The sequence below is a fragment of the Aliiroseovarius sp. S1339 genome (assembly GCF_023195695.1).
Classification (GTDB): Bacteria; Pseudomonadota; Alphaproteobacteria; order Rhodobacterales; family Rhodobacteraceae; genus Aliiroseovarius.
The window spans coordinates 39292-56034 of record NZ_JALPQG010000006.1 but is presented as its reverse complement, the minus strand read 5'-3'; the positions used below and the strand labels follow the sequence as shown (position 1 = coordinate 56034).

16 protein-coding genes are annotated in these 16743 nt (G+C 60.0%); 11 read left to right on the top strand and 5 right to left on the bottom strand.

From position 1 onward, the window contains the following. Positions 1 to 8: 8 nt before the first annotated feature. From MUY35_RS10230 to MUY35_RS10205, 6 genes are all read left to right on the top strand, one after another. Positions 9 to 797: a ChaN family lipoprotein gene (locus tag MUY35_RS10230; protein ID WP_248367477.1), complete on the top strand. Its 789-nt coding sequence runs from the start codon at positions 9 to 11 to the stop codon at positions 795 to 797. Positions 798 to 872: 75 nt separating this feature from the next. Then, entirely contained in the window at positions 873 to 2078 is a 1206-nt protein-coding gene (gene coaBC, locus MUY35_RS10225) for a bifunctional phosphopantothenoylcysteine decarboxylase/phosphopantothenate--cysteine ligase CoaBC (protein ID WP_248367474.1), read from the top strand. Beyond that, positions 2075 to 2542 carry a dUTP diphosphatase gene (dut, locus tag MUY35_RS10220; RefSeq protein ID WP_248367472.1) on the top strand — a complete coding sequence of 156 codons (468 nt, stop codon included), beginning with the start codon at positions 2075 to 2077 and terminating at the stop codon, positions 2540 to 2542. Before coaBC ends, dut begins: the two co-directional genes overlap by 4 nt. Positions 2543 to 2554: 12 nt before the next feature. Continuing rightward, positions 2555 to 3586, top strand: coding sequence for a molybdopterin-synthase adenylyltransferase MoeB (gene moeB, locus MUY35_RS10215; protein ID WP_248367469.1), 1032 nt, complete (start codon positions 2555 to 2557; stop codon positions 3584 to 3586). Further along, complete coding sequence (locus tag MUY35_RS10210; RefSeq protein ID WP_248367466.1) at positions 3564 to 4061, top strand: GNAT family N-acetyltransferase; 498 nt, start codon at positions 3564 to 3566, stop codon at positions 4059 to 4061. The genes moeB and MUY35_RS10210 overlap by 23 nt, the downstream gene beginning before the upstream one ends. Before the next feature lie 75 nt (positions 4062 to 4136). Then, positions 4137 to 6161 carry a M3 family metallopeptidase gene (locus MUY35_RS10205; protein WP_248367463.1) on the top strand — a complete coding sequence of 675 codons (2025 nt, stop codon included), beginning with the start codon at positions 4137 to 4139 and terminating at the stop codon, positions 6159 to 6161. Between the two features lie 2 nt (positions 6162 to 6163). On the opposite strand, the gene MUY35_RS10200 is transcribed toward MUY35_RS10205, so the two are convergent. Continuing rightward, positions 6164 to 7078 carry a cation diffusion facilitator family transporter gene (locus MUY35_RS10200; protein ID WP_248367460.1) on the bottom strand — a complete coding sequence of 305 codons (915 nt, stop codon included), beginning with the start codon at positions 7076 to 7078 and terminating at the stop codon, positions 6164 to 6166. A 50-nt stretch (positions 7079 to 7128) separates the two neighbouring features. Further along, a complete protein-coding gene (locus MUY35_RS10195; RefSeq protein WP_248368201.1) occupies positions 7129 to 7605 on the bottom strand; it encodes an SH3 domain-containing protein in 477 nt (158 codons plus the stop codon). A 187-nt stretch (positions 7606 to 7792) separates the two neighbouring features. On the opposite strand from MUY35_RS10195, the gene MUY35_RS10190 reads away from it, so the two are divergent. The 5 genes from MUY35_RS10190 (at position 7793) to MUY35_RS10170 (ending at position 13058) form a co-directional block, all read left to right on the top strand. Beyond that, positions 7793 to 8779 (top strand): D-glycerate dehydrogenase, encoded by a 987-nt coding sequence (locus MUY35_RS10190; protein WP_248367457.1) that lies wholly within the window; start codon positions 7793 to 7795, stop codon positions 8777 to 8779. A gap of 12 nt (positions 8780 to 8791) precedes the next feature. Continuing rightward, complete coding sequence (locus MUY35_RS10185) at positions 8792 to 9298, top strand: hypothetical protein (protein ID WP_248367454.1); 507 nt, start codon at positions 8792 to 8794, stop codon at positions 9296 to 9298. 7 nt (positions 9299 to 9305) lie between these two features. Continuing rightward, positions 9306 to 9959 carry a hypothetical protein gene (locus MUY35_RS10180; protein WP_248367451.1) on the top strand — a complete coding sequence of 218 codons (654 nt, stop codon included), beginning with the start codon at positions 9306 to 9308 and terminating at the stop codon, positions 9957 to 9959. Positions 9960 to 10068: 109 nt separating this feature from the next. Continuing rightward, a complete protein-coding gene (locus MUY35_RS10175) occupies positions 10069 to 12573 on the top strand; it encodes an FAD-dependent oxidoreductase (protein WP_248367448.1) in 2505 nt (834 codons plus the stop codon). 119 nt (positions 12574 to 12692) lie between these two features. After that, a complete protein-coding gene (locus tag MUY35_RS10170) occupies positions 12693 to 13058 on the top strand; it encodes a GFA family protein (RefSeq protein WP_248367445.1) in 366 nt (121 codons plus the stop codon). A gap of 7 nt (positions 13059 to 13065) precedes the next feature. On the opposite strand, the gene MUY35_RS10165 is transcribed toward MUY35_RS10170, so the two are convergent. Genes MUY35_RS10165 through MUY35_RS10155 form a run of 3 tightly spaced genes read right to left on the bottom strand, consistent with a single transcriptional unit; the run spans position 13066 to position 16659 of the window. Further along, the gene (locus MUY35_RS10165) at positions 13066 to 14139 is read right to left on the bottom strand and encodes a DUF1513 domain-containing protein (protein ID WP_248367443.1); all 1074 of its coding nucleotides are present in this window, start codon (positions 14137 to 14139) and stop codon (positions 13066 to 13068) included. 4 nt (positions 14140 to 14143) lie between these two features. Then, positions 14144 to 15172 (bottom strand): imelysin family protein, encoded by a 1029-nt coding sequence (locus MUY35_RS10160; RefSeq protein WP_248367440.1) that lies wholly within the window; start codon positions 15170 to 15172, stop codon positions 14144 to 14146. Continuing rightward, a complete protein-coding gene (locus MUY35_RS10155) occupies positions 15169 to 16659 on the bottom strand; it encodes a di-heme oxidoredictase family protein (RefSeq protein WP_248367437.1) in 1491 nt (496 codons plus the stop codon). Before MUY35_RS10155 ends, MUY35_RS10160 begins: the two co-directional genes overlap by 4 nt. Between the last annotated feature and the right edge of the window lie 84 nt (positions 16660 to 16743).

The following is a 16743-nucleotide window of genomic DNA, read 5'->3' as shown; positions in this document are numbered from 1 at the left end:
TTTGAAATATGAAATGGATTTCACTGATCGCCGCGATCCTAGTGCCAACCGCCGCGCTGTCGTTCGAAACCGCGCCAAGTGTTGATGATCTGACGCTTATGTCTGGTGCCGATGTGGTGGTCATCGGTGAAACCCACGACAATCCTGCCCATCACGCGGTGCAGGCCCAGATTGTCACAGCCCTGAACCCCGCCGCTATGGTGGTGGAGATGCTGACGCCCGCCCAGGTGGTTGAACTTGAAAAGGACAAGCCCGGATACAGCGCAAAATGGGAAAAGTCGGGGTGGCCCGACTTTGATATGTATCTGCCGGTTTTCACAGCTTCAAACGCCGCTATCTATGGTGCAGCAGTGCCGCGAGATGTTGTGCGCGACAGCTATACGGATGGTGTAGCCGCCCATTTCGACGGGGATGTCGTGCTGTTTGGGTTGGACCAACCCTTGCCCAAGGATCAGCACGACCAGCGGATAGAGCTTCAGTTCGCCGCCCATTGCGAGGCGTTACCGCGCGAGTCGCTAGGCGGCATGATCGAGGTGCAGCGACTGCGTGATGCGACGATCGCCAAGGCCACGCTCGATGCAATTGACGAGACCGGAGGCCCGGTTGTGATCATCACCGGAAATGGTCATGCGCGGTCGGATTGGGGTGTGCCGTCGTTTCTGCAACAACTGCGGCCGGACCTGAGCGTGATCACGATTGGACAGGCCGAAGACGGGCATCCCCCTGCCGGTGGGTTTGATGTGATCTATGATGCGCCCGGCGTTGACCGGCCTGATCCATGCGATGCTTTCAAATGACACACCCCACATCTGCCCATTGAACCATCCGCGCCTGTCCCGTAACTGTTTGAAGAACCTTTACTGGGGGCGCTCATGCTGGCTGGAAAACACATTCTATTGATTATTGGTGGCGGTATCGCCGCGTTCAAGTCGCTCGATCTGATCCGACGGCTGCGCGAACGCGGGGCCGAGGTGACGCCGGTCATTACGAAAGCCGGGCAAGAATTCGTGACACCCCTGTCTGCGTCCGGCCTGTCAGCGCAGAAAGTCTATACCGAGCTGTTTGACCTGACGGACGAGGCCGAAATGGGCCATATCGAACTCAGCCGCGCCGCTGATCTGGTTGTCGTGGCTCCCGCCACCGCCGATCTGCTGGGCAAGATGGCGGGTGGGTTGGCAAACGATCTTGCCTCGACCCTTCTAATGGCAACGGACAAACGTGTGCTGGTCGCGCCCGCGATGAATGTGCGGATGTGGGATCACCCGGCAAACCAACGCAATGTCGCCACTTTGAAGGGCGACGGCGTGTTGTTCGTCGGTCCAACTGATGGTGCAATGGCTTGCGGCGAGTTTGGCCCGGGCCGCATGTCTGAACCGCTTGAGATCGTCGCAGCCGTCGAAGCTGCCCTGATGGATGGCCCACTGAAAGGCAAGCATGTGCTGGTCACTTCCGGTCCAACACATGAACCCATCGATCCGGTGCGCTATATCGCCAATCGGTCGTCAGGCGCGCAAGGCACCGCTTTGGCGCGCGCATTTTCGGCGCTGGGCGCTGAGGTTACTTTCGTCACTGGCCCCGCAGATGTGCCGCCGCCCGACGGCGTCAATGTTGTGAAGGTACAGACTGCGCAGCAGATGCTGGAAGCCGTGCAATCCGCATTGCCCGCAGATGCTGCCGTGTTCGCGGCAGCGGTCGCCGATTGGCGCGTGGTGTCGGCGTCAAACAGCAAGATCAAGAAGGACCAGAAGGGCGGCCTGCCGGTTTTGGAGTTTGCCGAAAATCCCGACATTCTGGCGACAGTCAGCCAGATGACGACAGGACGCCCCGGCCTTGTCGTCGGATTCGCGGCAGAAACCGATGATGTGACCGCTCATGCAACGGCCAAGCGCACGCGCAAAGGCTGCGACTGGATAGTTGCCAACGATGTCAGCCCGGAAACGGGGATCATGGGCGGGTCGGAAAACGCGGTGACGCTGATCACGGATCAAGGGGCCGAGGACTGGCCGCGCATGGGCAAAGACGACGTGGCCCGCCAATTGGCCGCCCGGATTGCAACCGCGATTGCGGGGGATGCGTGATGCCAACCATCAACGTCATGCACGACGATGGCGCAGATCTGGCGCTTCCGCTTCCCAGCTATGAAACGCCCGGTTCAGCAGGGGCAGACCTGCGTGCCAATTTGCCAGAAGCGGACCGGGATGCAGGCTGGACGCTTGCGCCAATGGAACGATGCATCGTTCCGACCGGGCTGCGCGTCGAAATCCCCGAGGGGTTTGAAATGCAGATACGTCCTCGCTCGGGCCTTGCCGCAAAACATGGTGTGACGCTGGCAAATACCCCCGGCACCATCGACAGCGACTATCGCGGCCCGCTTGGCGTGATTATGATCAATCTGGGCGCCGAGCCTTTCGTCGTCAGTCACGGGGACCGCATCGCCCAAGCTGTGATTGCGCCCGTTTTGCAAGCGGAGTTCCAGTTGGTCGACGTTCTGTCCGACACGGCGCGCGGCGCGGGCGGGTTCGGGTCGACCGGACGTGGCTGATCGGAGGCGGCGATGATCTGGGTTCTAATCTGGGCGGCTGTTATATGGGTCGGCGGCGGGTTCGCGGGCCTTAGCGCGGCACGGCGCTGGCAGTTGACGGCGTTACTGGGCGCGGTGGTTCTGCTCAGCCATCTGGTGCTGCCAGACGGGTCTGGTATTCGAAATACGCTGGGCGGCAACTTCACATCTTGGGCCGTGGCATTCGCCGCCATCGCCCTGGCGGCCCTGTACGGACGTGGCGTGGCGTGGCTGAAAGCCCGTGCACCCAAGCCGGCCTCTCCCGACGCAAATGATGGCCCCTTCACCGACACTGAACTGAACCGCTATGCGCGCCATATCGTGCTGCGCGAAATCGGCGGGCCGGGGCAGGTGGCGCTGAAAAACGCGCGCGTTCTGGTGGTGGGCGCGGGTGGCTTGGGCTCACCTGTGTTGTTGTATCTGGCGGCGGCGGGTGTCGGCACGATTGGCGTGATCGACGACGATGTTGTTGATAACTCGAACCTGCAACGGCAGGTCATTCACCGGGATGCTGATATCGGCACGCCGAAGGTGTTTGCGGCAGAAGCTGCGATGCGCGCGCAAAATCCAGCGATCACCGTGCGCCCCTACAATCGCCGCCTGAGTGATGACATCGCCGAGGAATTGTTCGCCGACTATGATCTGGTGCTGGAAGGCACTGACAATTTCGAAACACGCTATCTGGTCAACCGGGTCGCTGCGAAGCTGGGCAAACCGATGATCGGTGGCGCGTTGAGCCAGTGGGAGGGGCAAGTGGCCACCTTCGACCCCACCAATGGCGCACCTTGTTATCAGTGCATCTTTCCCGAAGCGCCCGCACCGGGTCTGGCACCCAGTTGTTCAGAAGCTGGCGTGGTCGGCCCCTTGCCGGGCATCATTGGATCACTGATGGCAACCGAGGCGATAAAAGAGATCACCGGCGCAGGCGAAGGATTGCGCGGACGCATGCTGATCTATGACGCGCTGTACGCAGAAACGCGTGTCATTCGCACCAAAAAACGCGATGGCTGCCCCTGCTGTGGTTGATCTGGAGCTTGCGCCACTTAGCGTTGCAGACGCCCCCGGCTTGTTCGCGTTTGAGGTCAAGAACCGCAAGTGGTTCGAAAGCCATGTCGGCCCCCGCCCAGACGCCTACTGGGACCTTGCATCACTGACCGAGATCGTGCGCGATCAGGTCGAGGCCGGTGAAATGATGTTCCTTTTAAAAAGTGGTGGCAAAATCCTTGGGCGACTGAACTTAACGGCGGTAGATAATGGCGTGGCGCAATTGGGTTATCGCATCGGTCAGCACCATACCGGGCAAGGTATTGCGACCCGCGCGGTCGCATTGGCACTACAGGCGGCGCAAGACCGGGGTTTGTGGGCGCTAGAGGCACGTGTTCTTTTGAACAACCCAGCCTCAATACGCGTGCTGGAAAAGGCGGGGTTTATTCGTACCGGGCAGGATATTATCGGCGATCTGGAATGCGAAACCTATCGCAGCGATCTTGATCAGGACTGAATGCGCCCAACTTCTGCGGCGTCTCTGGTAATCGCGCCGCCCGCCACATAGCTTCGGGCTAAAGGAGATCTGACGATGACCAATCCGCTTCTGGCCCAATGGGACACAAAGTTCAAACTGCCGCCTTTCGATAGGATCAAGGACAGTGATTTCGAACCTGCTTTTGAGGCCGCCTTGGAAGACACGCGCGCGGCCATTCGCAAGATCACCGAAACCGAAGACGCGCCAAGTTTTGCCAACACGATTGAGGCGTTGGAGCTGTCGGACGCATCGCTCGATCAGGTGTTAGGCGTGTTCTACAACGTCGCCGGGGCTGATAGCACGCCTGCTCGCGACGAATTGCAGCGTAAGTTTTCACCTCGTTTGGCCGCGTTTTCTTCGGAAGTGACGATGAACGAAGCGCTATTCGCACGCATTGAAGGGCTTTGGCAGGCCCGCGACACGCTTGATCTGACCCCCGAACAAGCCCGCGTTCTGATGCTGACGCGCCGCCGGTTTGTGCGCTCGGGCGCTCTGCTTGAAGGGGCGGATCGGGAACGGCTGAAAGCGGTGCAGGAAAAGCTCGCTACGCTGGGCACCGAGTTTACACAAAACCTTCTGTCGGATGAACGCGCATGGTTCATGCCGCTGACCGATGTGGACCTTGAGGGGTTGCCGGATTTTGTCACCAACGCGGCCCGTGCTGCAGGGGCTGAAAAGGGCTGTGACGGTCCGGCCATTACGCTGGCGCGGTCTGTGATTACTCCGTTCTTGCAGCACTCGCCCCGGCGTGATTTGCGTAAAATGGCCTATTATGCCTATACGGCACGCGGGGCAAATGGCGGGGACACCGACAACCGTAACATTGCGGCCGAAACCCTTGCCTTGCGTGAGGAACGCGCCCGCTTACTAGGCTATGAAAATTTCGCCGAGTTCAAGCTGGAAACCGAAATGGCGGGCCACCCCGACCGGGTGCGCGAATTGTTGATGCAGGTTTGGGAACCCGCCCGCAAAGCCGCCTTGGTAGATTCAGCAACAATGACACAAATGCTACATTCAGATGGCCATAACGGCGATTTGGAGCCTTGGGACTGGCACTATTACGCGGAACGCCGCCGCGAGGCCGAACATGATTTGGACGAGGCCGAGATCAAGCCTTACCTACAATTGGACCGCATGATCGAAGCCGCCTTTGACACGGCCCATCGCCTGTTTGGGATTGAGTTCGCACCGCTTGATGTGTCGCTTTACCACCCCGACGTCCGCGCGTGGGAAGTGACGCGAAACGGCGCGCATTTGGCTGTGTTCATCGGCGACTATTTCGCGCGTGGCTCGAAACGATCCGGCGCGTGGTGTTCAACGATGCGCGACCAACAAAAACTGGCCGGTGATGTTCGCCCCATTGTGGTGAATGTCTGCAATTTTGCCAAACCGGATCATGGGCAGGCGGCTCTTTTGTCATGGGATGATGCGCGCACTTTGTTCCATGAATTTGGCCACGCCCTGCATCAGATGTTGTCGGATGTGACCTATCCGTCGATTTCGGGCACCTCCGTGGCGCGCGATTTTGTGGAACTGCCCAGCCAGCTTTACGAACACTGGCTTGAAGTGCCGGAGGTGCTGGGGAAATTCGCAACCCATGCCGAAACTGGCCAGCCGATGCCGACAGAGCTGTTGCAACGGCTGTTGGCGGCGTCGACCCATGACACCGGGTTTCAGACGGTCGAGTTTTTGTCCTCGGCGTTGGTGGACCTTGATTTCCACGATGGCCCTGCACCCAAGGATGCAATGGCCGCGCAAGAAGCGACGCTTGACCGGATCGGTATGCCCGCCGCGATCAGGATGCGCCATGCGACGCCACACTTTGCCCACGTCTTTGCAGGCGACGGATATTCGTCAGGTTACTACAGCTATATGTGGTCCGAGGTGATGGACGCCGACGCGTTCGACGCCTTCAAGGAAACCGGCGATGCGTTCGACCCCGTGATGGCTAAAAAGCTCGAAGATCATATCCTGTCAAAAGGCGGCTCGGTCGAGGCCAAAGACCTTTACACCGCGTTTCGCGGGCGGCTTCCGGGGGTCGAGGCTTTGCTGAAAGGGCGCGGGCTGGCGGACGCTTAGGATTAAGCGTTTCGGCGCGAGGGATCGTCGGGGTGCGGTGTCACCCCGACCGGATCTTTGTGGATCATCACATCCGTATCAGGATAGGCATGCAGGATCGCGCGCCGCAGGCTTGCCCCAATGGCATGGGCGTCGTCCAGGCTTTGCTTGCCATCCAGTTCGATATGCATGTTCACAAAGGTAATCGAGCCTGACCGACGGGTTTTCAGATCGTGATAGCCCTGAACGCCCGGATGAGTGCTGGCGATCTTTTCAACCCCGGCCACCAGATCGGGATCGGCGGCGTGGTCCATCAGGCCATCCCATGCGGTTTTGAAAATGCGCACAGCCCCAACGACCAGCATGATCGCCGCGCCGATGGCAACCACGCTGTCGATCGCCTCCATCGCGAACAGACCAGCCGCCCAAAGCGATAGGATTGCGCCGATATTGGGGATCAGATCGCCAAGGTAATGCAGGCTGTCCGCTTTCACGACAGCGGACCCGGTTTGGGAGGCAACGCGGCGTTGCCACAGGACCAGCGCAAGGGTCAGCCCGATTGAAATGACCATGACCGCGATGCCGCGGTGATGGGCCATGATTGGCGCGGGCTCGCCCGACAAAAGCCGGGCAACCGCGGCCCAAGTGATGATGCCAGCGGATGCCATGATGAACAGGCTTTGCCCGAGGGCGGCCAAGTCTTCAGCGGCGGAATGCCCAAACGCATGGTCGTCATCGGCCGGGCGTGACGCATACCATATTGCGGCCAACGCGCCCAATGACACCATCAAATCCATCGCGCTGTCGGCAAGCGATGCGGCCACAGACAGCGATTGGGTTTCGCCCAAGGCCCAAAGCTTCAGCGCCACCAACGTTACAGCCACCAGCGCGGACGCGAAGCCTGCGGAGAGATTTAGTCTGATACGCGCGTCTGTCATGCTTTCGGCTAACTTATCGAGCGGGGCAGGCGCAAGTGCGGTGTCGCCAACTATTCGACCAATTCATCGGGGCGAACACCCCACAGATTGCCTTTGAGGGTCCAACCACGGATCCCGTCGGCTTTGACCCTGCACCAATCCAGTCCGCAGGTTTCGACCCGTGCGATGACGCCCACCTCAAGATAGGCGTTGATCTGGCTTTCGGGGTCTGCGCGGCTGTAAAGTGCGCTGAGGTCGGCGTCGATGATCGCTGTGCGCGCGCCGGACAGCAACGAATAATGCACCCAGCCGCCCACGCCATCACGGTCGCGAACCTGACGCCAATGGCCGAACTCCCCTGTGATCTCAAGCGGCATACCGGGGTGCTTGAAGACCCAATCGATACGGTGGCGCAGCGACGGCCCCCGCCGCACGTTGCCTTCGGAGGTTTTCAGCGAAACAAATCGTGGAATCGGCAGATTGGTCACAGACCCGCGCGTGACAGCGGTTTTGTCGTCGGTCGCCATGACCGGCCCGTGCCAAAGCATTGTAACAATGGCAACTGCCACCGCTGCCAGCGTTCTGGATAACCGCATTTTTGTCCTCATCGCCTGCCGCAACCGATCCCGTGCGCAATTTTCTTTCGTTTGCGTCCCGGCGGCGCTTGTGCCTTGCCTCTTTCCTTGTCACTTTGGCAGGGAGATGCGCAAAAGAAAAGCTAAAGGGAGGGCGGGCATGGCCGCTGAACGTCTGAGTGTTGTTGTCACGCGACGGTTGCCCGAGGTCGTCGAGACCCGGATGAAAGAACTTTTCGATGTCGAGCTTCGGGATGATGACACCCCGATGACGCGGGACGCGCTGGCCGATGCGATGACGCGCTGTGATGTGCTGGTCCCCACGATCAATGACCAGATTGACGCCAATATGCTGGCGCGCGCTGGTGACCGGCTGCGCCTGATTGCCAATTATGGTGCCGGGGTTGACCATATTGACGTGGGGTCCGCGCGCCAACGGGGCATTCTTGTGTCGAACACGCCGGGCGTGTCGGCGGATGACACCGCCGATATGGCGATCGCGCTGATTCTGACCGTAACCCGCCGCTTTCCGGAAGGTGTCCGATTGATGGCCAGCGGCGAATGGCAGGGCTGGTCGCCAACTGCGATGCTTGGCCACCGAATTCAGGGGCGGCGTGTTGGTATTCTGGGCATGGGTCGGATTGGGCAGGCGGTCGCCACGCGGGCGCGGGCATTCGGGATGCAAGTGCATTACCACAACCGCAAACGCCTGCATGCGACGATCGAAGAACAGTTAGAGGCAACCTATTGGGAAAGCCTTGACCAAATGGTCGCCCGCATGGACGTGCTATCGATAAACTGCCCGCATACGCCCTCGACCTTCCACTTGATGAACGCGCGACGCCTGAAGTTGATGAAGCCCGAAGCGGTCATCGTGAACACTTCGCGCGGGGAAGTCATTGACGAAAACGCGATGACGCGAATGCTGCGCGCGGGCGAAATCGCTGGTGCCGGGCTGGATGTTTACGAGCACGGGAACGAAATCAACCCCCGCCTGCGTGACCTGCCAAATGTGGTGGCGCTGCCTCATATGGGGTCGGCGACCGTCGAAGGGCGGATTGAAATGGGCGAGAAGGTGCTGATCAACATCAAAACCTTTGCCGATGGTCACCGTCCGCCAGATCAGGTCGTGCCGGGGATGCTGTAAAGGCGCGGCCCTATGCGCCTTCTTCTGTTTCTGGGTATGATCGCCTTTGCCTGCGTCTTGGCTGGGAGCTATGGCATGTTTCATAATCAGATCAGCTATGCCGTTGGGCCCGACTATTTTTATGCCTACAAGTTCCAACAGTTTCGCATTCCGGCGGCCCAACATGGCCCCATAGGTGCGGCGATGGTTGGTTGGGCGGCAAGTTGGTGGATGGGTCTGGTTGTTGGCGTCCCGATTGCGGCCATGTCATTTGGCATTCCCAACCTGTCGCTAGCAACAAGGGCGTTCGTCACCTCTGCAATTATTGTGGTGGTGCTTACGCTGGGTTTGGGGCTGGCAAGTCTGCTGATCCCGCCGCCAATGGCGTTCCTTCCGATCCCGCTTAACGTGTCTGATCCAGAAGCGTTTGGCCAAGCGGCAATGATGCACGACACGTCATATCTGGGAGGCCTGATCGGGCTGGTGGTCGGCGTAATCTACATGGGATACAAGGTGCGACATGCGCGTCGCACGACATAAAGCTTCCTTGGTAATCATTCTTGCCGCAGCCGTTGCGACGATGTCGGGCTGTGCGCGCAAACTGTCGACCACCGAGGTCGAGTTGTCGCGCATTGTCTTTGGCGAAAGCCTTGACACCGACAAGGTGCGGGTTCGCGCCGGGATTGGTGTGCTGCCGCTGCCGAAAGCTGACCCGATCCCTGCGGATGCGCCGAAGCGCGATGCGCGCAAACTGCCCAAGGGCGTGTGTGACCGGGTGCCTCAACTCGACCGCAAAATCGAGTTTCCGGCGGGCTTCGTTCTGTGGAACCAAGTGTTTCTGAAGCGCAATCTGTATCGGGACGACATGTTCGAAGGCTGGCCCGAAAGCCTGCCGATCCCCCACGCCCTTTTGATGATGCACGAGCTTGTGCATGTTTGGCAGTGGCAGAACCGCGACCGCACCGGATACACGCCGGGGCAGTCAGGGGCAGAAAGCCTGCGCAAGGGTGATCCTTATTATTGGCCGGGGCGCGAGGCCGGGGCCTATCTGTCCTACGGGTTTGAGGCGCAGGCGGCGATGGTCGAGGATTATATGTGCATGACATTGTTTGATCCGACAAACCCACGCCGCGCCGACCTTGCGACGCTGATCAGCCCGGTTCTTCCCGTCAACCGGCTTGGGGCTGCGCTGCAGCGTTGAAACCGGCTGCAATGTCGTTTTTCCGCAGGCAAAGGTCGGGCTGGCTTGGCACGTTTTCTGACCATTCGGCATGTATGATGCAACGCATACGCCCCAAGGGAGTCGCCCCATGAAAACCCAAGTTAAAGCGCTTGTCGTCGGCGGTGGTGCCGTTGGCACCTCGATTGCCTATCATCTTGCGAAAGCGGGTTGGGAGGATGTGACGTTGCTGGAACGCGACGAGCTGACCTCAGGGTCCACTTGGCATGCGGCTGGTCTGCTGCCTCTGTTCAACATGTCGTTCGCGACGACCCATATCCACGACTATTCAGTCAAGTTCTACAAGACACTTGAGGAAGAAACTGGCTTGAATGCCGGGTTCGCCGTGGTCGGCAACCTGCGCATGGCGCAGACGGATGAGCGTATGGATGAATATATGCTCTACGCCACAACCGCCGAGACGGTGGACGTGCCTTTCGAATGGCTGACCCCGGACGAGATCAAGGCCCGTTGGCCGCTGATCCGCACGGATGACCTGAAAGGCGCGCTCTATCACAACACCGACGGTTATATTAACCCCGCCGACGTGACGCAGGCGATGGCCAAGGGTGCCCGCCAGCGCGGCGTTGAGATTGTGCGAAAGTGGCAGGCCGATGCCTACCATTGGAACGGTGAAGCGTGGGAAGTCACCTGCACCAAGATGGTTGAAAAGGGCGGCAACCTCGTGGCCTCGGACGAGCAAATCGTCATCACCGCCGAACATGTCGTGACGGCCTCGGGCAATCACGCCCAGACGACCGCCAAGAAACTGGGCATCAAGATCCCGGCGATCCCGGTTGAACACCAGTTCATCGTGATGGACCAAGACCCCGCGCTGGTGAAATACCGCGCTGAAGGCGGGGCAGAGCACCCGGTTATTCGCGACGCCGACGCGCAATCCTACGTCCGCGAAGAGCGTGGCGGCTGGATTCTGGGTGTCTATGAGAAGAACGCGCCGGCGTGCTTTGAATTTGGCGTGCCGGACAGCTTCCGCGCCGACCTGTTCCCGCTCGATCTGGAACGGATCGAGGATCAATACATGGCGATGATCCACCGCATTCCGTCCTGCGAGGAAAGCGGGTTGAAGGACGATTTCAACGGTCCGATTTGTTACACGCCCGACGGCAACCCGCTGGTTGGCCCCGCCCCCGGATTGCGCAATATGTGGCTGGCGGAAGGGTTCAGCTTTGGCATTACCGCGGCAGGCGGCACAGGCTATTACCTCGCTCAGATGATGGTTGATGGCGAGGCCGAGATCGACATGGCCGCGCTGGACCCCAAACGCTATTCGTCGCACTGGATGACGACCGAATTTGCGGCGCGCAAGAACGAAGAATGCTACGATCACGTCTATATCCTGCACCACCCGGATGAAGAGCGCCCGGCCTGTCGGCCTCTGCGCACCTCGCCCGCCTATGACCGGCAAAAGGAAAAGGGCGCACAATTTGGTTGGGTGAACGGATGGGAGCGCCCGAACTACTACGGCCCGCTTGATGCGCCCGAAAACTTCGACCATGACGCGCGCAGCTTCCGCCGTGGCGGCTGGTGGCAATATGCGGTCGAAGAAGCCAAGGCGATCCGCGAAGGTGTCGGCCTGATCGACGCCACGGCCTTCACCAAGCATGTGGTCAAAGGCCCCGGCGCGACGCAATTCCTTGACTGGTTCACCTGCAACAAGCTGCCCACGGTTGGCCGGATCAACCTGACCTATGCGCTGACCGCCGCTGGCACCACGCGCACCGAATACACCATCGTGCGCAATGGCGAGGATAGCTATTACCTCGTCTCAGCCGGTGCGTGGACGGAATATGACGCCGACTTCATGCGCAAAGCCGCCGAAGATAAGGTGGAAGAGTTCGGCTATATCGAGATCCACGACGTCACCACTCAGTGGGGTGTCTTCGCCATCGCCGGGCCGAAATCGCGCGACGTGTTGAACGAGGTGATCAAGGACGCAGACCCCGAAACTGCCCTGTCCAACAAACGCTTCCCATGGCTGACCACCCGCAAGATCGAACTGGGCATGTGTCCGGTCAACGCGATCCGTGTGGCCTATACTGGCGAGTTGGGTTGGGAGTTGCACCACCCGATTGAGATGCAGAACTATCTCTGGGATCTGCTGGTGACGGCGGGCGAGAAGCACGGCATGAAACTGGTCGGCGCGCGGGCGCAAAACTGGCTGCGGCAGGAAAAATCCTATCGCGCGTTTGGCACCGAACTTGGCCGTGACGCCACGCCGGCCGAGGCCGATTTGCCGCGGTTTATCGACTTGGAAAAAGACTTTCACGGTAAGGACGAGATGGTCACCAAGGGCATACGCTCAAAATGCGTCACGCTGCTGATCGACGGGCCGGATGATGCCGATCCGTGGGGCCGCGAGGCGCTGTATGATGGCGACACCAAGGTGGGTCGCCTGACTTCGGGCGGATATTCGGTGGCGTTCGGGAAGTCGATTGGTATGGGCTATGTGACGCCAGAACTGGCCAAGCCCGGCACCAAGCTGAAGGTCAAGATGCAGAACAAGCTCTGGGATGCCGAAATCACCGTCGACAGCCCCTATGACCCCAAGAACGAGACGATCCGCGTGGATGGATAAGGTCTAACGACACGTCTAAAGAGCGGCCCCCAAGCGGGGCCGTTTCTTTCTTGGAGGGTCAAAGTTGCATTTTATTCTTCGGTCTGCGAGCCTTCCCAGATCAATTTCTGGAGGTCAAAATGCCCAAAAAAATCAAAGGCGCGTGCCATTGCGGAGCCGTCACTTTCGAGGTCAGCCCGCCAGAATTTGTCGTTTCCTGCAATTGTTCAATCTGCCGCCGCTATGGTGCGCTTTGGGCGCATTGCCCGCCGAATGAGGGCGCGATCCTGTCTGGGCAGGACAATCTGACGACCTATTCATGGGGTGACCGTTTGATCAGCTTCCATTTCTGCAAGGCGTGCGGTTGCATGACCCATTGGGGTCCCGGCGAAAGCGCGGAAACGGATCGGTTCGCGGTCAACCTGCGCATGGCCCCGCCGGAGGTGACCGACGACCTGAAAATACGCCGGTTTGATGGCGCGAACACCTGGGATTTTTTGGACTGACCCGGTGTTAAAGCGCGATCAGGTGATTGTCCCATGACCAGTCTTGGCCAACAGGTATGAATGTTTCACGCCCGTTCACCCGATGAACGAAACCGCCTTCACAGGTGATCGCCAGGCCGCCATCTGGCGCGGGCGCAACGCCTGACGCAGTGCCACGTGTCACGCTGCCTGCCGGGGTGCCCGCGCCATCAAAATAGATCACATGGCTGCCTTTCGGCCCCGTAACGGCGATGTCTCCGGTCTGTGGGCAAACGGCGATGGACCCGGCATAATTCTTCAACCGCTCGTCGTCCGGATGGACCAAAAACTCCGGGCTTTCGTCGCGTGTATGGTGCAACACAAGTGGCACTTGTTTGGTCGGCACACCCTGCCATTGCAATGCCGTGACGACCGCCCCCTGACCATCAATCGCGATATGGCGGATCGAGTTTTGGTGCATCTCTCCCGTCAACTCGATCTGATCGAGCATGGTCGCCTGCGGTGACACATAGGTCAGGTTGGTGCGCATATCCGGCAGGTTAAGTTTCGCCCGGTCCATGTCAGGGTGCGTTTGAATGCCGCCATTGGCGACCACGAAATTGCCATCTGGCAAGCGCAAGATTTCATGGGGGCCGATGCCGCCCGATGGCACCTCCCCGATCCGCCGATAGCCATCGGCCGTGTCCCAGATGCCCAGAATACCCGCGGGCGTGTCGTAATCGTTTTCCGTGGTAAATAGCGTCTTTCCATCCGCCGCATACGCGCCGTGGCCATAGAAATGTCGTCCTTTCGGGCTTTGCAGCCGCGCGACCTCGTGGCCGTGTTCACAGTCGATCACCACCGCAAAGCGGCCGGGACGGCGCGCGAAGGCGACGGTTTCGGCGGCCTGCGGGTGGACCGCTGCGGCATGACCCCGGCTTGGAATTGGGATTTCAAACACCACATCGCCAACGCGCGTCAGACCAACCAACCAAGACGTCTTGTCGGCCCGGTTCGCGGCGGTGACAAAGTCAGGCGCCCCGACCGCTGCCCAAGCCGACGGTGTCACGCTGACCAACCCAAGGTTGGCGGAGGCCCCTGCAAGAAAGCTGCGTCGTTTCATGAGCTTAGTCCCCATCGCCTGCGCTAAACCCAGCCTCAACGTCCAGATGCGCCCCGACGTGCTGATCCAATTGCGATTGCAGGTGATCCAGTTGGTTTTGTAGCGCTTCAACACGGAACCGCGTCTGCGGGTTGTTCAGTGCCTGCGGTAATGGCGCACCGATATCGCGCACGCGTGTCTGAGTGTCGTCGATCATTTTCGCAATGGAAGCGCGCGACAGGTCGGGTATGGCTCCTGCGAACCCCTGCTCGACAATTTTGGTGATACCGCCAAGCTGCGCGATCATGAGGTCGTTGGTCAGGCCGGACCGCCACGCCTCGGACCGTTTGGGGAAGCTGCGCGCATAGGTTCCAAGGGGGCGTCCGATCCGGTGATCACGCAGGCGCATGATTGAAAACCCAATTGCAGTGTACATCTGGCGGGTGAATTCGCGGTGCGACAGGTAAACGGGGTTCTCTGATCCGGCGTCCATGACAAGGGCAGCCCAACCATCGGGCGCGAACCACCCGTCATGAAGATCCGACGCAATCCGGGCGAGGTTGGCGGACACACCGACAAGCGCCGGACAGGTTTTTTGGTCGTCAAATAACAGCCGTTCAAGCGCTGGCAACCCCTGCCCGGCAGCGCTGGACGCAGCAATGATGGTGGGGTCGGCCTGTTCACTGTCCGGGCGTTTCAGCAACGCAGACACGGCGCGTCCAACGAAGTTTTTCTTGTCAGGAAAAAAGTTGACGGTCAACGCGGCGGCTTGCGTTTCAATTGGTCCGAACTGATAGGCATCCAAAGGTGCCCAAGCGCGCCAGGTTGCCGCGAACGCGTCATCGACTTGCTTGCGCGAACCATCGCCATCACAAAATGCGCGCGATTGGTCGGCCAACGTCGCCGCCCCCTTCCGAAACGCACCAAATTGGCGTTGGAGTACCTCTATGACGCGCTCGGCGACTGCCGCGTGGTCGGTTGTGGGGGCGGGGTCTGCTGCCAGTGCCATAATGGGCATCAGGCAGGCGGCAACGAAGGTGGCGAGGCGTTTCATAATGACTCCAAAAATGCGATCAGGGCTGCACGATCCGGGGCTTCCATAAGACGCACGTTTTCGCGTGCGCCCTTGGCCTCGCCCCCGTGCCAGAGGATGGCTTCCAGCAATGTGCGTGCGCGCCCGTCATGAAGAAAACTCGTTTGCCCGCTGACCTCACCGGTTCGACCGATGCCCCACAAGGGTGGCGTGCGCCATTCCTGGCCCGTAGCCTGCCATTCCGGGCGATGATCCGCCAGCCCTTCACCCATGTCGTGCAGCAACAGGTCGGTGTAGGGCCAGATCAGTTGAAAGGATCGCGCAGATTGGTCAGGCAGACGGTGGGTAACGAAGTTGGGTTGGTGGCAGGCGGCACAGCCAGCGGAGTGAAAAAGCGCCTTGCCGTCTAACACCCGCGCGTTGTCGGCATTCTGGCGCGCTGGTACTGCCAGGTTGGCTGCGTAAAACGTCATAAGGTCCAGCACTGTGTCGCCAAGCTCTCGATCATTCTGCGCGGGCGTATTGCCGTGCGGTGCGGTGCGGCATGTGTGCTGCAGATCGGTGCAGTCGCCATAGGCCGTGGGGAACAGCGTGCTGGATAGGCCGATGTCACCGTTCGCGGCGTCTGCCGTCTGTTGGCGCAGTGTGGGGTTGCCAGCCTTATGGCCGAACCGCCCCAACATCCATTGGCCGAATTCGCGTGACCAAACCCGGTTTGGACGGCCCGAGATGCCATCTCCGTCGGCGTCGTCCGGGTCTGCATTGGCAAGGATATCAGCTTCTCGCACCGCTTCCAGCAGGCCAAGTCCGATCATCTGCGGCGCGACCCGCGGCGAGGTCATCGTGCCTTCCGCCAAAGCCCCATATGCTGGGTTTTCAAGCGCGTATTGCGGAACGCGAAGGTCGATGGTGACCCCGTCCGCCATCGTTACTTGTCGCGTTGAATAGGTCACATTCACCGAAGCTTCAGCCAAATGCCCAGTGATCGCGCGATCTTGCACCTGATAGCCGTAATTTGGGTCCGGTTGCGCCGCGCTGTCCGCTCCGGTTTGCGACAAGCGCAGGACAAGACCGGGTGTGCCGTCCGTGTGATCTTCTGGCGGATGCCCACGCCCGCCATTGATGTGACAGGCCGAACAGGCGCGCGCATTGTAAAGCGGGCCAAGCCCGTCGGATGAGATTGTTGAGGCGGGGGCTTGCACCCAAAGCTTCTCAAACAACGCCTCGCCAAGTGCAAAATCAAGGGCCTGATCAGGTGTCAGGTCCGATACAGGGTGCGAAAACTGGGTGTGGTCAAGGGGCGTCATCAAAATGGCCGCGCCCGCCGGGCGGCCCTCATACGGGGAAAGTTGTGTGGGGTCGGTTTGGGTTGCGGCGTTAATACGGGCGACTTCGGCGTCCGTGCGGGGGGTGGGCGACAGATGCGGCTCGCCCCAAGGGGCGATGTCTTGTGCGGTGGCCATATGGCTGGCGACCAGAAAAAGCACCAGCGAAAGGGGATAGCGCATCGGACGAGCTCCTGCAGAACGCGCCTAGTTTTAGGGGTGGATTGCAGCAAGGTAAAGTAGTTCTGACAGAAATAGTCAGGATAC

What these genes read in the sequence shown, in the direction of transcription:
- MUY35_RS10230 (WP_248367477.1), top strand. Translation starts at nt 9, where the DNA reads ATGAAATGGATTTCACTGATCGCCGCGATCCTAGTGCCAACCGCCGCG.
- coaBC (WP_248367474.1), top strand. Translation starts at nt 873, where the DNA reads ATGCTGGCTGGAAAACACATTCTATTGATTATTGGTGGCGGTATCGCC.
- moeB (WP_248367469.1), top strand. Translation starts at nt 2,555, where the DNA reads ATGATCTGGGTTCTAATCTGGGCGGCTGTTATATGGGTCGGCGGCGGG.
- MUY35_RS10210 (WP_248367466.1), top strand. Translation starts at nt 3,564, where the DNA reads ATGGCTGCCCCTGCTGTGGTTGATCTGGAGCTTGCGCCACTTAGCGTT.
- MUY35_RS10205 (WP_248367463.1), top strand. Translation starts at nt 4,137, where the DNA reads ATGACCAATCCGCTTCTGGCCCAATGGGACACAAAGTTCAAACTGCCG.
- MUY35_RS10200 (WP_248367460.1), bottom strand. Translation starts at nt 7,078, where the DNA reads ATGACAGACGCGCGTATCAGACTAAATCTCTCCGCAGGCTTCGCGTCC.
- MUY35_RS10195 (WP_248368201.1), bottom strand. Translation starts at nt 7,605, where the DNA reads ATGCTTTGGCACGGGCCGGTCATGGCGACCGACGACAAAACCGCTGTC.
- MUY35_RS10190 (WP_248367457.1), top strand. Translation starts at nt 7,793, where the DNA reads ATGGCCGCTGAACGTCTGAGTGTTGTTGTCACGCGACGGTTGCCCGAG.
- MUY35_RS10185 (WP_248367454.1), top strand. Translation starts at nt 8,792, where the DNA reads ATGCGCCTTCTTCTGTTTCTGGGTATGATCGCCTTTGCCTGCGTCTTG.
- MUY35_RS10175 (WP_248367448.1), top strand. Translation starts at nt 10,069, where the DNA reads ATGAAAACCCAAGTTAAAGCGCTTGTCGTCGGCGGTGGTGCCGTTGGC.
- MUY35_RS10170 (WP_248367445.1), top strand. Translation starts at nt 12,693, where the DNA reads ATGCCCAAAAAAATCAAAGGCGCGTGCCATTGCGGAGCCGTCACTTTC.
- MUY35_RS10165 (WP_248367443.1), bottom strand. Translation starts at nt 14,139, where the DNA reads ATGAAACGACGCAGCTTTCTTGCAGGGGCCTCCGCCAACCTTGGGTTG.
- MUY35_RS10160 (WP_248367440.1), bottom strand. Translation starts at nt 15,172, where the DNA reads ATGAAACGCCTCGCCACCTTCGTTGCCGCCTGCCTGATGCCCATTATG.
- MUY35_RS10155 (WP_248367437.1), bottom strand. Translation starts at nt 16,659, where the DNA reads ATGCGCTATCCCCTTTCGCTGGTGCTTTTTCTGGTCGCCAGCCATATG.